The organism is Pseudomonas sp. B707 (assembly GCF_022496685.1).
Classification (GTDB): domain Bacteria; phylum Pseudomonadota; class Gammaproteobacteria; order Pseudomonadales; family Pseudomonadaceae; genus Aquipseudomonas; species Aquipseudomonas paraglycinae.
Genome location: NZ_WTVE01000019.1, coordinates 31,966 through 51,349 on the forward strand (window position 1 = coordinate 31,966; position 19,384 = coordinate 51,349).

The following is a 19,384-nucleotide window of genomic DNA, read 5'->3' on the forward strand; positions in this document are numbered from 1 at the left end:
GCTCCTCCATGCGTCATTTTTTTCTATTGTTTGCACTGTTGATTTCGAGTCTGGCCCAGGCAGGGAATGATCCTTTTGCGTCAAAACCGGAGTTCCTGCCGGTCGACAAGGCATTCGTACTGACCTCTGAGCGTCTGGATTCCGGTGAGACCCAGCTGTTCTGGCAAATCGCCGACGGTTATTACCTGTATCAGAAGCGTCTGAAGTTCGACGGGCTGGCGACGCAAAACGTCCCGGCCCTGCCCGAAGGCGAGTCCCACAGCGACGAGTATTTCGGCGAACAACCGGTTTATCGTCAGGGTCTGGAACTGAAGATTCCCGCAGCCGCCACGGGCCAGATAAAGGTCAGCTATCAGGGCTGCGCCGACGCCGGTCTTTGCTATCCGCCACAAACCCGAGTGATCGACCTCGGCGGCAAAGCCGCAGCAACGACAGATGAAGCGCCGGATCAGGCACTGGCCAGCGGTCTGCAACAGCACTCGCTGGGCTGGAGTCTGCTGGTGTTCTTCGGCCTCGGTCTGCTGCTGGCGTTCGCGCCGTGTTCGTTGCCGATGTTGCCGATTCTGGCCGGCATGGTGGTCGGCAGCGGCGCCACGCCACGTCGTGGTTTCGCGCTGGCCGGCAGTTATGTGGTTTGCATGGCGCTGGTGTATGCGGCGATGGGCGTCATCGCTGCGCTGCTGGGGGCGAACCTGCAGGCGTGGTTGCAGAACCCTTGGTTGCTCGGGACTTTTGCGGCCGTATTTGTGGTTCTGGCGCTGCCGATGTTCGGCTTCTTCGAGCTGCAATTGCCGGTGGCCCTGCGGGATCGACTGGAACATGCCTCGCGCAGTCAACGCGGTGGCAGTCTGGTCGGCGCGGGCGTACTGGGCGCGTTGTCCGGTCTGCTGGTCGGCCCATGCATGACCGCACCGCTGGCGGGCGCCCTGCTTTACATCGCGCAAAGTGGCAACGCGCTGCACGGCGGTCTGATTCTGTTTGCCCTCGGGATCGGCATCGGCGTACCGCTATTGTTGCTGGTAACCGTCGGCAATCGCTTCCTGCCCAAACCCGGCGCGTGGATGAACCTGCTCAAGGGCGTGTTCGGTTTCCTGTTCCTCGCCACCGCGCTGCTGATGCTGCGTCCGGTGCTGGATCCGTCGCTGTGGCTGGGTCTGTGCGGCGCGCTGCTGTTGATCGCCGCTTACAGTGCCTGGAAACAGTCAGAAGGCTTCGGTCGCGTGGCGCAGTTGTTCGGTGCCGGTTCGCTGTTACTGGGCTTGTGGGGCAGTCTGTTGGTGGTCGGTGCGGCGGGTGGCAGTGACGATCCGTATCAGCCGTTGCAGGTGTACAGCGCCGGCCGTGTCGGATCTGCGGCGCCCAGCGGCCACGAAGCCTTCACGACGATCAAGGATCCGGGCGCCCTGCAACGCGAGCTCGACACCGCCAAAGCGCAGGGCCAGTGGGTGCTGCTCGATTACTACGCCGACTGGTGCACGTCGTGCAAAGTCATGGAGAAACAGGTGTTCGGCCAGGCGCGGGTGATGCAGGCCCTGAGCGATGTGCGCTTGCTCCGACTCGACGTGACCGCCGACAATGCCGCCAGCCGCGAACTGCTCGGCCGTTATAAAGTGCCGGGGCCACCGAGTTTCGTGTGGATCGGCGCCGACGGCGAAGAGCGCCGCAGCCAGCGCATCACCGGCGAGGTCGATGCCGATACTTTCCTGCAACGCTGGACCACCACCCGAGACGCCCGTTAATGCTGACCTTCACCCTCGGCACCTTTGCCATCGCACTCAACCACCTGCTGCTGATCAGCGCGCTGGCGCTGGCGACCTTCGTCGGCTGGCGGGTGGCCAAGCGCGGCGGTGACAACCCCGAGTCGGCGCTGTTCAGCCTGTTTCTGCTCGGCATGCTGGCGGCGCGCATGGCGTTTGTCGCCATGTACTGGGGGCACTATCGCAACGATCTCTGGCAGATCATCGACTTGCGCGACGGCGGTTTTCTCGCCTGGCCGGGGGTGATCGTGCTGTTGCTGGCGGCGCTGTATCGCGGCTGGCGCCGGCCGGGTTTGCGTCGACCGCTGGGCTTCGGCGTGGTCAGCGGCGTGGCGTTCTGGGTGCTGGCGACCCTGTCGCTGAACATCTACGAGCAAGGCACACGCCTGCCGGACATCACCCTGCGCAACGCCGCCGGGGAAACCGTGAAACTCACCGACTATCAGGGCGGGCCGCTGGTGATCAACCTGTGGGCCACCTGGTGCCCGCCGTGCCGCCGGGAAATGCCGGTGCTGGAAAACGCCCAGCAACAACGCCCGGACCTGACATTCCTGTTCGTCAATCAGGCCGAAAGCATGCAAAGCGTCGCCACGTTTCTCGAAACCCAGGGCTTGAGCCTGAACAACGTGCTGTTCGACCGCAGCGGACGCCTCGGCCAGGCCGTGGGCTCCATGGCTCTGCCGACTACGCTGTTCTATAGCCCGGACGGTCGCCTGCTGGGCAGCCATCTGGGCGAGTTGTCGAACGCCAGCCTGGCCCGCGCCCTGGAAAACTTCGACACCCCGGCTTCCAGTCCGAACCCGGCCACCTCTTCTTCAAGGAAACTGCCATGCCCCGCCTCCGCCACCTGCTGACGCTGACCATGAGCGCAGCCCTGCTGCACTTGCCGTCGGTCCAGGCCGCCGAAGAACTGCCTGAAGCGATCAAGAAGATCGAAGCCAAGGGCGCGAAAATCGTCGGCCAGTTCGACGCGCCGGACGGCTTGCGCGGTTACGCCGCGCAATACCAGAACCGCGGCATGGCGCTGTACCTGACGCCGGACGGCAAGCATGTGCTGCTGGGCAATCTGTACGACGCCGACGGCAATGACCTGAGCAGCGCGCCGCTGCAAAAACTGGTCTACGCGCCGATGGCCAAGGAAGTCTGGGCCAAGTTCGAAGCAAGCAACTGGATTCAGGACGGCAACAAGGATGCGCCGCGCACGGTGTACCTGTTCAGCGACCCGAACTGCCCGTACTGCAACATGTTCTGGGAACAGGCCCGTCCATGGGTCAAGGCCGGCAAGGTGCAGTTGCGGCACATCATGGTCGGCATCATCCGCGAAGACAGCCCGGCCAAATCCGCCGCCCTGCTCGCCGCCAAAGACCCGAGCAAGGCCCTGGAAGATCACGAGAAGGCCGGCAAGGCCAGCACCCTCAAGGCCTTGAAGGACATTCCGGTCGCCGTGCAGACCAAACTCGCGGCGAACATGCAGTTGATGGAAGACCTGGACTTGCAGGCCACTCCGGCGATCTTCTACATGGACGACAAGGGCGAACTGCAACAACAGCAAGGCGCGCCGACGCCGGACAAACTGGCGAAGATTCTCGGCCCGAAATAAAAAAACGCCCACGCAATGCGTGGGCGTTTTCGTTACTTCCGCTCAGCCAGAAACTTCAGCAGCGTGTCGGTCACAAACTCCGGATTCTCCAGATTGGAGATATGCCCTGCCTCCGGCACCAGCACACACGGACAGCCAATCAGCTCAGCCATTTCCCGTGCTTCCGACGGCGGGCGTGGCTTGTCCTGATCGCCACAGACCACCAGCGTGGTGGCCGCATTCAGCTCGCCCAGACGCGGCAACAGATCGTCACGGCCAAAAGTGATGCGCCCCATCGGCACGATGCTCTCGCGCAGGCGTTCGGCGCAATAGCCGGCGAGTTTGGCGCGGAAATCCTGATACAGCGCCGACTCTCGATTGATGCCCGGACGGAAGAAGATCGGCACCACGATATCCAGCAGTTGTTCGGAGATTCCGCCGCTTTCCTCGATCTGTTTGAACAGCGAGAAATAGTACTGGCGGGTCGGCTCCGGCTCGACGCCTACGTAAGTGTCCATCAGCACCAGACCGTTGAGCCGCTGCGGCGCCGACAACGCCAGACGCACGCCCCACATGCCGCCGACCGACAGCCCGACCAGTGTCACCCGATCGATGTCCAGATGATCGAGCAAGGCCAGTGCCTGACGGGCGATGTCGTCCAGCGAAGCGGTGCCTTCAGGCAAGCGACCGGATTCGCCGTGCCCCCACAGATCCAGTGCAATCACCCGATAGTGCGCCGATAGCGCTGCGATCTGCGGTGCCCACATGGCCTGATCCCACAGGTAGCTGCCGGCCAGCAACACCGCCGGGCCTGTGCCTTGATCAATGTAGTGAAGCGCCTGTCCGTCAACTTCGAAGAAAGCCATCGATCACCCCCGCGACAAAAAAGAGAACCGGCAGACTGGGCTGCCGGTTCGGGATCGTCAACTATACAAACGTACATCCATGTACCGGTTGATAAATGTTGAGTTCACTGACTCTGAAGACTACAAGCCTTCCAGCTCTGCCATCAGGTCATTGAGCCGATCAACCTTCTCCTCGGTAATGTCGCTGGCCGCCAGCCCTTCGATGTACCCGGCCAGTTCCTCCACCGTGCTGCATTCGAACATCGCCCGCAGCGGAACGTCCCGTTGCAGGGCTTTCTGCACCCGCGAGGCGATCTGCGTGGCGAGCAGCGAATGGCCGCCGAGTTCGAAGAAGTTGTCGCGTACCCCGACCTTCTCGACCTTTAGCACCTCGGCCCAGATATCGGCCAGGGTCTGCTCCAGCTCGCTGCGCGGCGCCAGGTAGTCCTGGCTTTGCAACTGGCCGATCTCCAGCACCGGCAAAGCCTTGCGGTCCAGTTTGCCGTTGGCGTTGAGCGGCAACCGGTCGAGCCACAACCAGTGCAGCGGCACCATGTATTCCGGCAGTTCGGCGCGCAGGCGCTGCTTGATCCGCTCCAGCCGTTCGCTCTGATTCAGTGCGGAATCTGCGGCCACCAGGTAGCCCACCAGATGCTTGCCGTTGACGCCTTCCTGCACGCCGACCGCGCCATCGCGAACTTCCGGCTGCTCGTGCAGACGCGCCTCGATTTCACCCAGCTCGATCCGGTAACCGCGAATTTTCACCTGATGGTCGACCCGGCCGACGTACTCCAGCACCCCGTCACTGCGGCGGCGCGCCAGGTCACCGGTGCGGTACAAACGCTCACCCGGCGCACCGAATGGATTCGGCACAAACACCGGCGCGGTGCGCAGCGGATCGCTGACATAACCACGGCCGACACCGGTGCCGGCGACGCACAACTCACCCACCGCACCCAACGGCACCAGATCCAGCGCGCCATCGAGCAGGTACAGCAAGTTGTTGTCGGTCGGCGTACCGATCGGCAGGTAACTGCCGCGAGTCGAGGCCAGGTCGACGCGGAAGAACGCCACATCGTCCGAGCACTCCGCCGGGCCATAGGCGTTGACCAGACCGATCTCCGGATAACGCAGCAGCCACTGGTGCGCCAGTTCCGGCGGCATCGCTTCACCGGTTGGCAGCATCCAGCGCAGACCGTCGAGGCTCAGGCGATCCGAAGCGAGCATGCCCTGAATCAGCGACGGCACGCTCTCCAGCACGGTGATGCCCTGCTGCTGCACATGCACCAGCAAGCCTTGCGGATCGTGGGCGATGGTGTTCGGCACGATGTCCACCCGCGCACCGAACAGCGGCGCGGCGAGGAACTGCCAGACCGAAATGTCGAAGCTTTGCGAAGCAGTCTGGGCGATCACATCGGCGTCGCTCAGGTTCAGGTACGGCACTTTGCTCAACTGGTTGTTGAGCATGCCGCGCTGCTCGACCATCACGCCTTTCGGCAACCCGGTGGAGCCCGAGGTGTAGATCACGTAGGCCAGATTGTCCGGGCCGCTGAAGATGCCCGGATTCGCCGACGACACCGTGCCGGCCTGAACCTCTTCCCACACCAGCAAGCGTGGACGGTTGGCGCAGCTGAATTCATCCAGCAAGGTCGTCGCCTGTTCACGGCAAGCCTTGGTGCACACAAGCACCGGCGTGCGGCTGAGTTCAATGATGCGTTGCAGACGCTGGCTCGGCAGGCCCGGATCCAGCGGCAGGTAACCGGCACCGGCCTTGAAGCTGCCGATGATCATGCCCAGCAGATCCAGATTCCGTTCAGCCAGCAGCGCCACCGGTTGATCCCTCTGCACCCCGGCTGCGACCAGTGCGTGGCCGAGACGGTTGGCGTTCTGGTTCAGCTCGGCATAGCTCAGTTGCTGATCAAGGCAACTGGCGGCAATGCGTTGCGGATGTTGTGCGACCTGGGCTTCGAACAGCTCGACGTAGCTCTGCTCCAGCGGATAGTCGTGCTCACTCTGGTTGCAGCCGTGGAGCAGGAAGTCCTGTTCCTCATGGCCAAGCAGCGGCAGGTCGGCCATGTCGCCATGGAAGCCGTCGACCAACGCCAGCAACAGACGCTTGAACTCGCCGAGCATGCGCTCGATGGTCGACTCGTCGAAGTAGCGCTGATCGTAAGACAGGTGCAGACCGAGGTCGTCGCCCGGATAGCAAACCGCCGTCAGCGGGAAGTTGGTGTGGGTACGGCCCGAGTCCGAGGTCGCGTTGAGGCTCTGCGCGCGGTCCAGCACCGAGACTTCCACCGGGGCGTTTTCGAACACGAACAAGCTGTCGAACAGCGGCTGGCCTTTCGGCAGTTCGCTTTGTTCCTGGATGTTCACCAGCGGCAGGTATTCGTACTCGCGCAGTTGCATGTTGCTGTCGAGCAGACCGCTCAGCCATTGACGCACGCTGGCGCGCTGATCGTCCGCCGGGATCTGCACCCGCAGCGCGATGCTGTTGATGAACAGGCCGACGGTGCGCTGCATCTCCGGCATCTCCACCGGGCGCCCGGCCACGGTCACGCCGAACAGCACGTCGCGATCACCGCTCATGCGGCGCAGCACCAGTGCCCACGCCGCCTGGGCGAAGGTGTTGATGGTCAATTGATGGGCCTGGGCCAGTTCGCGCAGACGAGCGCCGTCCTCGACATTCAGTCGGGTGTAGCGGTCACCGACGATCATGCCGCCGCTTTCGCCGGCGTGTTCACGCAGGAACGGACGGTCGCTCGGGATAGGCGTGGTGCGTTCGAAGCCTTGCAGGTTCTGCTGCCACCACTGACGCGCTTCGGCCAGGCTCTGGCGTTGCAGCCAGCCGATGTAATCGCGGTAGCGCGGCGGCACTGCCAGTTGCGCTTCGCGACCTTCGCCGAGGGCGGTGTAGATCTCGAAGAAATCGTTCATCAGCAGCGAACGGCACCAGGCATCGATCAGGATGTGGTGGTTGCTCATCATGAACCAGTAGCGCGCCGCGCCAACCTTGATCAGGCGCAGGTGGAACGGTGCCTGATTGAGCAGATCGAACCCGGCTTCGCGCTCGGCCTTGAGCAGCGCTTGCAGTTTCGGCTCTTGCTCGGCGTCAGCGATGGCGCTCCAGTCCAGATATTCGATTGGCGTGCGACCCGGCGTATGAATCACTTGCAGCATGTCTTCGCCGACGTTCCAGCAGAACGACGCACGTAACGCTTCGTGACGGGCGACCACCGCTTGCCACGCCTGGGCGAAACGTTCGGGGTCGAGTTCGCTGTTGATGCGGTAGCGATCCTGCATGTAGTACAGACCGGTGCCCGGTTCGAGCAAGGTGTGCAATAGCATGCCTTCTTGCATCGGCGTCAGCGGGTAGACGTCTTCGATGTGCGCCGCCGGTACCGGCAGTGCGTCGAGTTGGGCCTGGGTCAATTTTGCCAGCGGGAAGTCCGACGGCGTCAGGCCACCGGCCTCGTCCTGCAGGCAATGTTCGATCAGGCTCTGCAACTCGCCGACGTAGGCATCGGCCAGCTCGTTGATGGTCTGCGCGTCGTAGCGTTCGGCGCTGAAGGTCCAGCGCAGCAGCAACTCACCGCCGTACACCTGACTGTCGACGCTCAACTCGTTCGGCAGCGGTGCGTGCGGATCGTGGGCAGCGCCGACCGACTCATCCAGCGGACGGAACAGCGCATCGCTGCCGAAGCTCTGGTCGAACTGGCCGAGGTAGTTGAAGGTGATCGGTGCGTTCGGCAACGCCGTCATGCTCTGACGGCTGGCATCATCGGCGAGATAACGCAGCACGCCATAGCCCAGACCTTTGTGCGGCACGGCGCGCAGTTGTTCCTTGATCGCCTTGATCGAAGCGCCCTGCCCGGCAGCCTCTTCGATGTTGTGTGGGGTCAGGCGCAGCGGATAGGCGCTGGTGAACCAGCCGACGGTGCGGGTCAGGTCGATCTCGTCGAACAGGGTCTCGCGGCCGTGGCCTTCCAGTTGAATCAGCGCCGAGGGCTGACCACTCCAGCGGCACAGCACGCGGGCCAGCGCAGTCAGCAGCAGATCGTTGACCTGCGTGCGATAGGCGCTCGGTGCCTGTTGCAGCAGTTGCCTGGTGCGTTCGGCATCCAGACGCACGCTGACGGTTTGCGCATGACGATTCTCGCGACCGCCCTCAGGACGTTCGCACGGCAAATCGGCAGTCGGACCGGCCAGTTGCGCTTGCCACCAGCTCAGTTCTTCACGCAGGGATTCGCTGCCGGCGTAAGCCTGCAAACGCGCCGCCCAGTCCTTGAAGGCGCTGGTTTTCGCCGGCAGTTTCACCGACTGATCGGCGTCGAGCTGGCGATACACGGTTTGCAGATCGTCGAGCAGAACCCGCCACGACACACCGTCAACCACCAGGTGATGGATCGCGATGAACAGTCGTTGCTGAGCGTTCGGCCCATCGACCAGCACGGCACGCAGCAGCGGGCCCTGGGCAAGGTCGAGACTGCGCTGGGCGTCGGCGAACAGTGCAGCGCACTTGTCCATCGACGGCACGCGAACCTGCCACAGCACGGCGGCATCGGTGACCGGTTGATGGGTCGCTTGCCATGCGCCGTTGACCTCGGTGAAGCGCAGACGCAGGGCATCGTGCTGCTCGATCACCGCCAACAGCGCTTGCTCCAGACGGTGCTGTTCCAGCGCAACCGTCGGTTCCAGCAGAAGCGCCTGGTTCCAGTGCTGACGCTCGGGAATCTCGGTGTCGAAGAACCAGTGCTGGATCGGTGTCAGACGCGATTCACCCGTTACCAGACCTTGCTCAGCGGTCACGGTTTCACTGCGGCTGGCAACAGCGGCCAGAGTCTGCACGGTCTGATGCTGGAACAGGTCGCGCGGGCTGAAGTGAATGCCCTGCTGGCGCGCGCGGCTGACCACTTGAATCGACAGGATCGAGTCGCCGCCCAGTTCGAAGAAGTTGTCGTTCAGACCCACCTGCTCGACGTTGAGCACCTCGCACCAGATCTGCGCCAGGGTCTGCTCCAGCTCGTTGCTCGGCGCCACGTAATCCTGACGATTGAGCTCCGGATCCGGTGCCGGCAATGCGCGGCGATCGAGCTTGCCGTTGGCGGTCAGCGGCATGCTCGCCAGCAGAATCAGATGCGTCGGCACCATGTAGTCCGGCAGTTGCGTCTTCAGGTGCGCCTTCAGCGCGTCGCGCAGATCGGCCTGCTCGGCTTCGCTTCGCGAAGCCACCTCGGTCACGAGATAGCCGACCAGTTGCTTGCCGCTCGGCGCATCCAGCGCCAGCACCACCGCTTCGCGGATCGAATCGTGATCGAGCAGGCGGGTTTCGATCTCGCCCAGCTCGATGCGGAAACCACGGATCTTCACCTGATGGTCGATCCGCCCCAGGTATTCCACCAAGCCATCGGCGCGCTGGCGCACCAGGTCGCCGGTGCGGTACATGCGCCCGCCATCGACGGCAAACGGGTCAGCGACGAAACGTTCGGCAGTGATGCCCGCACGCTCGTGATACCCCACCGCCAGACCGGCGCCACCGACGAACAATTCACCGGTCGCGCCTTGCGGCACCAGCGCCAGATCAGCGTCGAGAATGTAGGCCACGCGATCACCGATCACGCTGCCGATCGGCACACTGCCGGCGCCCTCTTCCAGCACTTCCGGCGCAAGACTGGCCAGCGGCATGACCACGGTTTCGGTCGGGCCGTAGGCGTTGAAGAACAGGCTCGGTTTGAACGCCGCGCGAATTCGTTGCAGGTGTTCGCCGGTCAGCGCTTCGCCACCGGTGATGATCATCCGCACCGGCAAAACCTCGTTTTGCGTCGCGAGGAACTGCGCCAACTGACTGCCGTAGCTCGGGGTGAAACCGAGAATATTGATCCGATGTTCGCGGATCAGGCCGCAGATTTCTTCCGCGTCCCACTGGCCTTGCGCACGCAACGCCACCTGCGCACCGCTGAGCAGCGGCACCAGCAGTCGCTCGGTGGCAGCGTCGAAGTTGATCGAATAGAAGTGCAGTTCGCAGTCGTCCGGACGCATGCCGAAACGCTCGATCACCGCCTGGCAATGCATGGCGATTTCACCGTGGGACACCACCACGCCTTTCGGCTTGCCGGTGGAACCCGAGGTGTAGATCAGGTACGCCTGATGCTGCGGCAGGCTGATAAATGGCAGCTCGGTAGCCGGGTAATCGGCCAGCGCGGCGCTGTCATCTTCCAGGCACCAGCGCGCCACGTTCGACGGCAGCTCGCCGAGGGCCTTGAACATCGCGCGGTCGCTGAGCAGCAGGCCGACGCCGCTGTCTTCGATCATGTAATGCAGGCGGTCGAGCGGGTATTCCGGGTCCAGCGGCACATAGGCGCCGCCGGCCTTGAGGATCGCCAGCAGGCCGACGACCATTTCCAGCGAACGCTCCAGCGCCAGGCCGACCCGCACTTGCGGGCCGACACCGCGCTCACGCAGGGCCCAGGCCAGACGGTTGGCGCGGGCGTCGAGTTCGGCGTAGCTCAGGGTCTGCCCGGCGAAGGTCAGGGCCGGCGCATCTTTGCGCGCCAGTGCCTGCTCGGCGAACAGGTGATGTATGCAGTGGTCGAGACGACGCTCGCCCGGCTCGACGCCAAGGCTGTCGAGCAATTGCTGTTGCTCAGGCGCATCGAGCAGCGGCAGTTCGCTGAGGCGTTGTTGCGGGTCGGCGATCAACGCTTCCAGCAGGTTGCGCCAATGTCTGGCCATGCGCGCGATGGTCGGTTCATCGAACAAGTCGGTGCTGTAGGTCAGGCAGCAACCGAGGCGATGGTCGAGGTCGGTGACTTCCAGGTTGAGGTCGAACTTGGTCGCCCGCGCATCGTTGGCCAGGTACTCGACGGTCATGCCGGCGAGCATGCGGCTCTGCTGGAATTCCCAGCGCTGCACGTTGCACATCACCTGGAACAGCGGGTTGTACGCGGCGCTGCGCGGTGGCTGCAGGGCTTCAACCAGATGGTCGAACGGCAGATCCTGATGGGACTGGCCTTCGATCACGGTGTGGCGCACCTGCTCGAACAATTCGCCGACCGACATCTGGCCGTCGAGCTGGCAACGCAGCACTTGGGTGTTGAGGAACGCACCGATCAGGCCCTCGCTTTCAGTGCGGATACGGTTGGCCACCGGCGCGCCTATGCGCAGATCGGTCTGGCCGCTGTAGCGGTAAAGCAAGGTCGAAAGGGCGGCGGTCATGGTCATGAACAGGGTCAGACCGTTCTGCGCGTTGAACGCCCGAACCCGTGCAGCGAGATCATCGCTGAGGTCGAAACGGAACAGCTCACCCTGATGACTTTGCACCGGCGGGCGCGGACGGTCGCCCGGCAGTTCCAGCAGCGGATGTTCGCAGCCCAGTTGTGCAGTCCAGTAGTCGAGCTGACGCTGCCGCTCGCCGGACTCCAGCCAGTTGCGCTGCCACACGCTGTAGTCGAGGTACTGCACCGGCAGCGGTTGCAGCGGCGATTCGCGGTCGTCGACGAACGCTTCGTACAGTGCGCTGAGCTCACGGGCGAAGATGTCCATCGCCCAGCCTTCGGTGACGATGTGGTGCAGGGTCAGAACGAAGTAATGCTCCTGCTCGGCGGTCTTGACCAGGCAGGCGCGCAGCAGCGGACCGGTTTCCAGATCGAACGGCAGGTGCGCTTCATCGTCGGCCAGTTGCTGGACTTTCTGCTCGCGCACATCGGCGGCGAGTTTCGAGAAATCCTTCCAGTCCATGCGCACGCCGGTTTCGGCATGCACCTGCTGACGGGCCACGCCGTCGATGCTCGGGAACGTGGTGCGCAGGGTTTCGTGACGCAGGATCAGCGCTTGCAGCGCGGCCTCGAAACGCCCGACATCCAGCACGCCACGCAGGCGCGCCATGCCGCCGACGTTGTACGCCGGGCTGTCCGGTTCCATCTGCCAGAGGAACCACATGCGCTGCTGGGAATAGGACAGCGGCACCGGTTTGCTGCGATCAACCTTGTCGATCGGCGGCTGTTTGTTGGTGCGGCCGCTGGCCTGGATCTGGCGGATCTGCTCGGCGAAATCACCCAGTTCGCTGTGCTCGAACAAGGCACGCAGCGGCAGCTCGACGTCGCAGGCCTGGCGGGTGCGGGAGATGATTTGCGTGGCCAGCAGCGAGTGACCGCCGAGGGCGAAGAAGTCGTCGCGCAGGCCGATCTGTTTCAGGCCCAGCACTTCGCGCCAGATCGCAGCGATCTGCTGTTCCACCTCGGTGACCGGCTCGACGTGTTCGCGCACCTGCCATTGCGGCTCGGGCAAGGCGCGGCGGTCGAGTTTGCCGCTCGGACTCAGGGGCATTGCGTCCAGGCGCATCAGTTGCGCCGGGACCATGTATTCCGGCAGCTCTGCAGCCAGTGCGGTTTTCAGGCGAGCGATTTGCCCATCCTGATCTTCATTGGTGTCGGTGGCGGTGAAGTAGCCGATCAGTTGCGGGCCGGCGACGGTTTCACGCACCAGCACGGCGGCCTGCGCCACGCCGTCCTGAGCCAGCAGACGCGCTTCGATTTCTTCCGGTTCGACGCGGAAGCCGCGCAGTTTGACTTGCTGATCGAGACGGCCGAGGTATTCGATCACGCCATCGTTCGTCCAGCGTGCGCGGTCACCGGTGCGGTACAGACGCGCGCCCTGCTCGCCCAGCGGATCGACCACGAAACGTTCGGCGGTCAGCGCCGGACGGCCGAGGTAACCACGAGCCAGACCGATGCCGCTGATGCACAGTTCACCTGGCACACCGGCCGGCACTGGATTGAGATCGCTGTCGAGCACGCGGCAGACCACGTTGCCCAGCGGACGGCCAATCGGCGAACGCTCGCCATCCGCCACGCTGCAGTGCCAGTGGGTGACGTTGATCGCGGTCTCGGTTGGTCCATAACGGTTGTGCAGCTGCACCGCTGGCAGTTGCGCCAGCACTCGGTTGCGCAGCTCCGCCGGCAGCGCTTCACCGCCGGAGAATACGCGGCGCAGGCTGGTGCATTCGGCACTCAACGGTTCGTCGATGAACAGCGAAAGCAGCGGCGGTACGAAGTGCAGCGTGGTCACACCGTACTGCTGAACCAGCTGCGCAATGCGATGCGGATCGCGGTGTTCACCGGGGCCGGCGATCAGCAGGCGCGCGCCAGTGATCAGCGGCCAGAAGCACTCCCACACCGACACGTCGAAACTGATCGGCGCCTTTTGCATCAGCACGTCGGTGTCGTTCAGGCGATAGGTGTTCTGCATCCATTGCAGGCGTTCAGCCAACGCCGCGTGAGTGTTGCCCACGCCTTTCGGCTGGCCGGTGGAGCCGGAGGTGTAAATCACGTAGGCGAGGTTGTCGCCGTGCAGCTGCAGGCCCGGTGCCTGGCTCGGCCAGTTCTCCAGGTGCAGGGTGTCCATGGCGATCACGCTGACGCCTTCGCTGGCCGGCAAGCGGTCGAGCAATGACGTCTGGGTCAGCAGCAGTTCGACGCCGCTGTCGCTGAGCATGTAGGCCAGACGATCGGCCGGGTAATCCGGGTCCAGCGGCACGTAGGCGCCACCGGCCTTGATGATCGCCAGCAGGCCGATCAGCAGTTGCGGCGAACGCTCGGCGGCGATGGCTACGCACACGTCCGGGCCGACGCCCTTGTCGCGCAGGTAATGGGCCAGACGGTTGGCCTGGGTGTGCAGTTCAGCGAAGTCGAGGCTGCCGCCGTCCCACACCAGTGCGGTGCGATCAGGGGTTTGCCGCGCTTGTTCGTTGAGCAGTTCCAGCAGCCATTGTTGCGCCGGGGTGCACGGGGCGATGCTCCATTCGCTTTGCTGAGTATGTTCGGCGGCGGTCAGCAATTGCAGATCGCCGATAGTTTGTTCCGGACGTTCGCAAACTGCTCGCAGCAGGTTGCTGAAATGCTCGGCGAGGCGCTCGATAGTCGCGGCGTCGAACAACTCATCGGCGTAGTCGAAGGACAGCGTCAGGCGACCGTTGCGGTCTTCTTCACTGTGCAGTTGCAGATCGAACTTGGCCTCACGGCTGTGCCACGGCAGTTCTTCGGCCAGCAGGCCCGGCAGACGTTTTAGCGCACTCAGGTCGCGCTGCTGGTGGTTGAACATGACCTGAAACAGGCCCTGCTCGCGCGCCTGTGGGAAGGCTTCCAGCAGTTGTTCGAATGGCAGATCCTGATTCGTCTGGGCGCCGAGTGCAGCTTGTCGGGTTTGCGCCAGCAATTCGGTGAACGGCAGACGCGAATCGACGTCGGCGCGCAGCACCTGGGTGTTGATGAAGAAGCCGATCAGGCCCTGGGTTTCCAGGCGCGGACGGTTGGCGTTGGGTACGCCGATGCGGATGTCGCGCTGGCCGCTGTAACGATGCAGCAGGCTCTGGAACGCCGAGAGCAGCAGCATGAACGGCGTGGATTGATAAGCCTGTGCCGTCTGGCGGATCGCGTCGCTAAGGCTGATCCCCAGACGAACGCTGTGGCGTGCGGCGCTGTGAATTTGTTTGGCAGAACGCGGATGGTCAGTCGCCAGTTCCAGGGTCGGATGCTCGTCGCCCAACTGCGCCTTCCAGTACGCCAGTTGCCGTTCGCCCTCGCCTTGCGCCAGCCATTGGCGCTGCCAGCTGCCGTAGTCGGCGTATTGGGTTGGCAGCGGCGCGAGTTCGGCGCGCTGGCCTTGGGAAGCGCCGGCGTACAGGCGCGAGAACTCGTCGATCAACACGTTCAGCGACCAGCCGTCGGCGATGATGTGGTGCAGGGTCACCAGCAGTTGGTGATCTTCGTCGTCAAGGCGAACCAGCGTGACCCACAGTAGCGGACCTTTCTCCAGATCGAACTGGGTGCGGGCTTCGTCTTCGCGGATCCGTTGTGCGCGGGCTTCACGTTCGCTGGCCGGCAGGTCGCTGATGTCGATCAGTTGCAGATTGAATTCGCCCGCCGCTTCGACCTGTTGCAGGGCCACGCCATCGCGCTCGAAGAAGCGCGTACGCAGGGATTCGTGGCGTTCGATCAGATGCTGGAAACTGATGCGCAGAGCGTCCTCGTCCAGTTCGCCACGCAAGCGCAGGGCGCCGGGAATGTTGTAGGCGCTGCTCTGCGGGTTGAGCTGCCAGGTGATCCACAGTCGGTTTTGCGCCAGCGATTGCGGCAGCGCTTCGTTGCGCGACAGTGCGGTGATTTCGCCTTGGGCGCTGCCGCCGTCCTGCTGCTGTTGCGCCACGGCGGCGGCGAATGCGGACAGGGTCGGGGCTTCGAACAGCAGGCGCAGGTTCAGCTCCAGGCTCAGCTCTTCGCGAACCTTGGCAATCACTTGGGCGGCGGCGATCGAGTTGCCGCCGAGCAGGAAGAAGTGATCGTCGGCGTTGACCTGTTTGACGTTGAGTTGCTCGGCCCAGATCTTGCCGATCAGGGCTTCCAGTTCGGAGGCGGACGCGGTCGACTCATGAGCGGTTTCAGCGGTGGCCGACGGGAACACCGCGTAGCTGTCGAGGCTGCCGTCGGCCAGACGATTGCGGCAGGCCGAACGCTGCAACTTGCCGCTGGAAGTTTTCGGCAACGCGCCCGGATTGAGCAGCACCACCACGCTCGGTGCTTCCTGATACGCCTCGGCCACGGCCTGACGGATGGCTTTGATCAGTGCTTCAGGCGGGAGGATTTTCTGCACGCTGCGGCTGATTTCCGCCGCAATGCCGATGCCTTCTTCGCCATTCTGATTGACCGCGAACGCGGCGACGCGACCCTTGCGCACCACCTCGACTTCGTTCTCTACCGTTTTCTCGAGATCCTGCGGGTAGAGGTTGTGGCCGCGCACGATCAGCATGTCTTTCAGGCGGCCGGTGATGAACAGTTCACCTTCGCGGATGAAACCCAGGTCTCCGGTGCGCAGCCAGGTCTGGCCGGCGTGCTGGACGAAAGTCTTGGCGCTGGCCTCGGCGTTGCGCCAGTAGCCGAGGGCAATGCTCGGGCCGGCGGCCCAGACTTCACCGACGGCATTGTCGGCCAGCTCTTCAAGGGTGTTCGGTTCGACGATCAGCACCGCATGATCGGGCTGACTGATGCCGCAGCTCATGATCGGGCTGCCCTCGCCCGGCTCGGCGCGGTTTTGTGCCAAGGCTTGATCGTCGACGCGCAACGCCGGAATCCCTGTGCCCCGCGGTGTGCCGGCGACGAACAGGGTCGCTTCCGCCAGACCGTAGGACGCCATGAAGCTGTTTTCGCTGAAACCACACGCAGTGAACTTCTCGGCGAAACGCTCAAGGGTGTCGAGACGGATCGGTTCGGAGCCGGAATAGGCCACACGCCAGCGGCTCAGGTCGAGACGTTCCAGCGCCGATTCGCTGACCCGCTCGCTGCACAGACGATAAGCGAAGTCAGGCCCACCGCTGATGGTGCCGCCGTACTGGCTGATCGCTTCAAGCCAGCGCAACGGCCGGCCGAGGAAGTACGCCGGCGACATCAGGATGCACGGCACACCGCTGAAGATCGGTTGCAGCAGACCGCCGATCAGGCCCATGTCGTGATACAGCGGCAGCCAGCTGACGATCACGTCGTCCGGGTTCACGTCGATGCCGAAGCCGTGGCGGATCAGCAGTTCGTTGGCCACCAGGTTGCCGTGGCTGACCTGCACCCCCTTGGGCAGCGCGGTGGAACCGGAGGTGTATTGCAGGAAAGCGATGTGATCTTGCGGCAAGGTCGGTTCGACCCAGCGCTCGGCCAGCGCAGCGTCGAGGGTGTCGACGCACAGCAGCGGTGGCGCGCCTTCGATTTGCTGCAAGGCGTCGCGCAGGTCGGCGCTGGTCAGCAGCAGACGCGGCTCGGCGTCGGCAATGATCGACAGCAGGCGCTCCTGATGATGACGCTTGGCCGATTCCGGCGGATAAGCCGGCACCGCGATCACGCCCGCGTACAGGCAACCGAAGAACGCCGCGACGTAATCCGGGCCGCTCGGGAACAGCAATACCGCGCGATCACCGAATCCGGCCTCGGCCTGCAATGCGGCGGCAATGGTGCGCGCACGTTGATCCAGCTCGCGATAACTGAGCACCACAGCCTGCGCCTCGGTTTCAGCGAGAAAGCGCAAGGCCAGCCGATCCGGCGTCAGAGCCGCGCGGCGCTGGAGGGCTTGAACCAGGGTGCTGGGGAGTTCGAACGCGTCGGTCATGAGGTTTCCTGCCTGAATTCGGCTTGCTGGTGGAATCGGGTTGGCTGCGGCATGCCCGTGCAAGGCATGCGGGACACGGTCTTTGCCGACCGTGCAAGGCATTGGAATGCGGTAGGTCCGGGGCTGCGTACCCGGATCCATTCACCAATGAGAACGGATGACGTCTTGAAATAATTAGTCGGCAGGCTGGATCGCCAACGGGGCTGGGCGCTTGGGCGAGTGCGACGGCGTGTCGCAGTTCTCAGATCGCACTGTTATGGATCATTAGTTCTCTTTCTCAATTGACAATCATTATCATTCAACATAATTTGTCGCTCGATGTGTAGGACGGCCCCGTCCCCCAGGCGTCCCACTAACCTATTGGCAGCAAGGTGATTTCCATGACGGAACAAGTATCCACAAGCAGGTGCGATTCACCGCTACTTCAGGCATTCGTCGACAATCGACTGATTCTGGTCAAGATTGCAGCCCGCATTACCGGCTGCCGGTCACGCGCCGAAGATGTGGTCCAGGATGCGTTCTTCCGACTGCAGTCGGCGCCGCCGATCACGTCGTCGATCAAGGCCCAGCTGAGTTATCTGTTCCAGATCGTGCGCAATCTGGCGATCGATCACTACCGCAAACAGGCGCTGGAGCAGAAGTACGCCGGCCCCGAGGAGGAAGGGTTGAACGTGGTCATTCAGGGCGCTTCGCCGGAAACCTCGCACATCAACTTCTCGACCCTGGAACACATCGCCGACGCGTTGACCGAGCTGCCGGTCCGCACCCGCTATGCGTTCGAGATGTACCGTCTGCACGGCGTGCCGCAGAAGGACATTGCCAAGGAACTCGGCGTTTCGCCAACGCTGGTCAACTTCATGATTCGCGATGCGCTGGTGCACTGCCGCAAGGTATCCGGCAGCCGCGCCGATGCGGTGTCCGCGAACCGTCGCTGACCTGAAACAGAGCCAAAAAAAAGATCGCAGCCTTCGTTGAAGGGCTGCGATCTTTTTTGTTTTCAGCGAAATATCACACCAGCGTGCACCGGTCGAAGAACCGCTCGCGCCCGAGAATCATCAGCGCCGCGCGCTTGTGCGGGAAATCGAATTCTTTCTCGCAGTGGAAGCACTGGTTGTGCATGTGGCCGATCATCTTCGCATTGTCGGCACGCGGTTCGGCAACGACGCGCTGCGTGCGCGGATCATCCAGAAACAGGTAGTGCACCAGCGCCGACAGCCAACTCGCCACCTTGTGCGGACCGCGATGGTCTTCTTCCCCGACCAGCATGTGAATGCCGCGATCGTAATTGTCGGCATCGTAGAACGGCGCGATGCGATCTTCCTTGGCCCAGTAAGCTTCGAAATAGGCAAACGGCTGATCATCGAAACAACCGATCAGGGTCAGCGTGTGCGGATCGGCGTCGAGCTTGCTCAGGTACTCGCGATGCTGTTCGAGGCTGCCCTCTTCCTGCCAGAAACTCGCGACGCGCGGGCTGTTCTGCCAGCGATTGAAACGCGCCAGATCCTGCTCGATCTCCACCGTTCGCAGGGAAATCCAGGCACCGAGACGGGCATCGAAACGCCGATAGACTTCCCCACGCGGTTTCACCGGGCGCAGCGGATGACGCTTGCCGTTGCTGATGACCATCTGCTGCGGATAGCTGCCGGTCAGCGATGTGCCGAGCCACGGCTGCGGCAGTTGCCAGAACAGCGTGCGCTCGCAGCGGTATTCACCCGCCACTTCAGTGCCCACCAGCAAACCGCTGAGCAAGGCTTCGGTCGGCGCCTGATCGAGTTGCCAGATCAATTGCTGACGCGCCGGATCCCGGGCAAACAGCCAATAACAGGCCGCCCACAGCGCCTGGCCCGGCGGCAGTGCATAGCGCTCATCGATCTGGATCGGCCCCTGGCCTTCACGATCAAGACGCAGGCGAATCAGCGGTTGCCCGTCCAGGCTCAGGCTCAGACGGCTTTCGGTGGCATCGGCTACCAGTTGGCTGCCCGAAGGCAGGGCCAGGGCAGTCAGGTCATTCAGATTGGACATGGGTCGGGCTCACGATAATCGTCGACAGTTCAACGATG

The 19,384-nt window shown here is 63.4% G+C and carries 7 protein-coding genes; 4 read left to right on the top strand and 3 right to left on the bottom strand.

The window, feature by feature from the left end; all coding sequences use genetic code 11:
• Window positions 1-8 precede the first annotated feature (8 nt).
• From dsbD to dsbG, 3 genes are read left to right on the top strand one after another with little or no spacing between them, the layout of a single operon-like run.
• Window positions 9-1,739 (top strand): protein-disulfide reductase DsbD, encoded by a 1,731-nt coding sequence (gene dsbD / locus GQX66_RS09050; RefSeq protein ID WP_102686436.1) that lies wholly within the window; start codon window positions 9-11, stop codon window positions 1,737-1,739.
• Window positions 1,739-2,611: a TlpA disulfide reductase family protein gene (locus GQX66_RS09055; RefSeq protein ID WP_064378572.1), complete on the top strand. Its 873-nt coding sequence runs from the start codon at window positions 1,739-1,741 to the stop codon at window positions 2,609-2,611. Before dsbD ends, GQX66_RS09055 begins: the two co-directional genes overlap by 1 nt.
• Window positions 2,587-3,357, top strand: coding sequence for a thiol:disulfide interchange protein DsbG (gene dsbG, locus GQX66_RS09060; protein WP_007955786.1), 771 nt, complete (start codon window positions 2,587-2,589; stop codon window positions 3,355-3,357). The genes GQX66_RS09055 and dsbG overlap by 25 nt, the downstream gene beginning before the upstream one ends.
• 32 nt (window positions 3,358-3,389) lie before the next feature.
• On the opposite strand, the gene GQX66_RS09065 is transcribed toward dsbG, so the two are convergent.
• Both GQX66_RS09065 and GQX66_RS09070 read right to left on the bottom strand, forming a co-directional pair.
• On the bottom strand, window positions 3,390-4,202 hold the full coding sequence (locus GQX66_RS09065; protein ID WP_102718524.1) for an alpha/beta fold hydrolase: 813 nt from the start codon (window positions 4,200-4,202) through the stop codon (window positions 3,390-3,392).
• Window positions 4,203-4,322: 120 nt separating this feature from the next.
• Complete coding sequence (locus GQX66_RS09070) at window positions 4,323-17,324, bottom strand: non-ribosomal peptide synthetase (RefSeq protein ID WP_240868340.1); 13,002 nt, start codon at window positions 17,322-17,324, stop codon at window positions 4,323-4,325.
• Window positions 17,325-17,704: 380 nt separating this feature from the next.
• On the opposite strand from GQX66_RS09070, the gene GQX66_RS09075 reads away from it, so the two are divergent.
• Window positions 17,705-18,259, top strand: coding sequence for an RNA polymerase factor sigma-70 (locus tag GQX66_RS09075; RefSeq protein WP_007955779.1), 555 nt, complete (start codon window positions 17,705-17,707; stop codon window positions 18,257-18,259).
• Between the two features lie 73 nt (window positions 18,260-18,332).
• Here the strand turns inward: GQX66_RS09075 and GQX66_RS09080 are convergent, their stop codons facing one another.
• The gene (locus GQX66_RS09080; RefSeq protein WP_102686439.1) at window positions 18,333-19,346 is read right to left on the bottom strand and encodes a GNAT family N-acetyltransferase; all 1,014 of its coding nucleotides are present in this window, start codon (window positions 19,344-19,346) and stop codon (window positions 18,333-18,335) included.
• Between the last annotated feature and the right edge of the window lie 38 nt (window positions 19,347-19,384).

What these genes read in the sequence shown, in the direction of transcription:
- GQX66_RS09080 (WP_102686439.1), bottom strand. Translation starts at nt 19,346, where the DNA reads ATGTCCAATCTGAATGACCTGACTGCCCTGGCCCTGCCTTCGGGCAGC.
- GQX66_RS09075 (WP_007955779.1), top strand. Translation starts at nt 17,705, where the DNA reads ATGACGGAACAAGTATCCACAAGCAGGTGCGATTCACCGCTACTTCAG.
- GQX66_RS09070 (WP_240868340.1), bottom strand. Translation starts at nt 17,324, where the DNA reads ATGACCGACGCGTTCGAACTCCCCAGCACCCTGGTTCAAGCCCTCCAG.
- GQX66_RS09055 (WP_064378572.1), top strand. Translation starts at nt 1,739, where the DNA reads ATGCTGACCTTCACCCTCGGCACCTTTGCCATCGCACTCAACCACCTG.
- dsbG (WP_007955786.1), top strand. Translation starts at nt 2,587, where the DNA reads ATGCCCCGCCTCCGCCACCTGCTGACGCTGACCATGAGCGCAGCCCTG.
- dsbD (WP_102686436.1), top strand. Translation starts at nt 9, where the DNA reads ATGCGTCATTTTTTTCTATTGTTTGCACTGTTGATTTCGAGTCTGGCC.
- GQX66_RS09065 (WP_102718524.1), bottom strand. Translation starts at nt 4,202, where the DNA reads ATGGCTTTCTTCGAAGTTGACGGACAGGCGCTTCACTACATTGATCAA.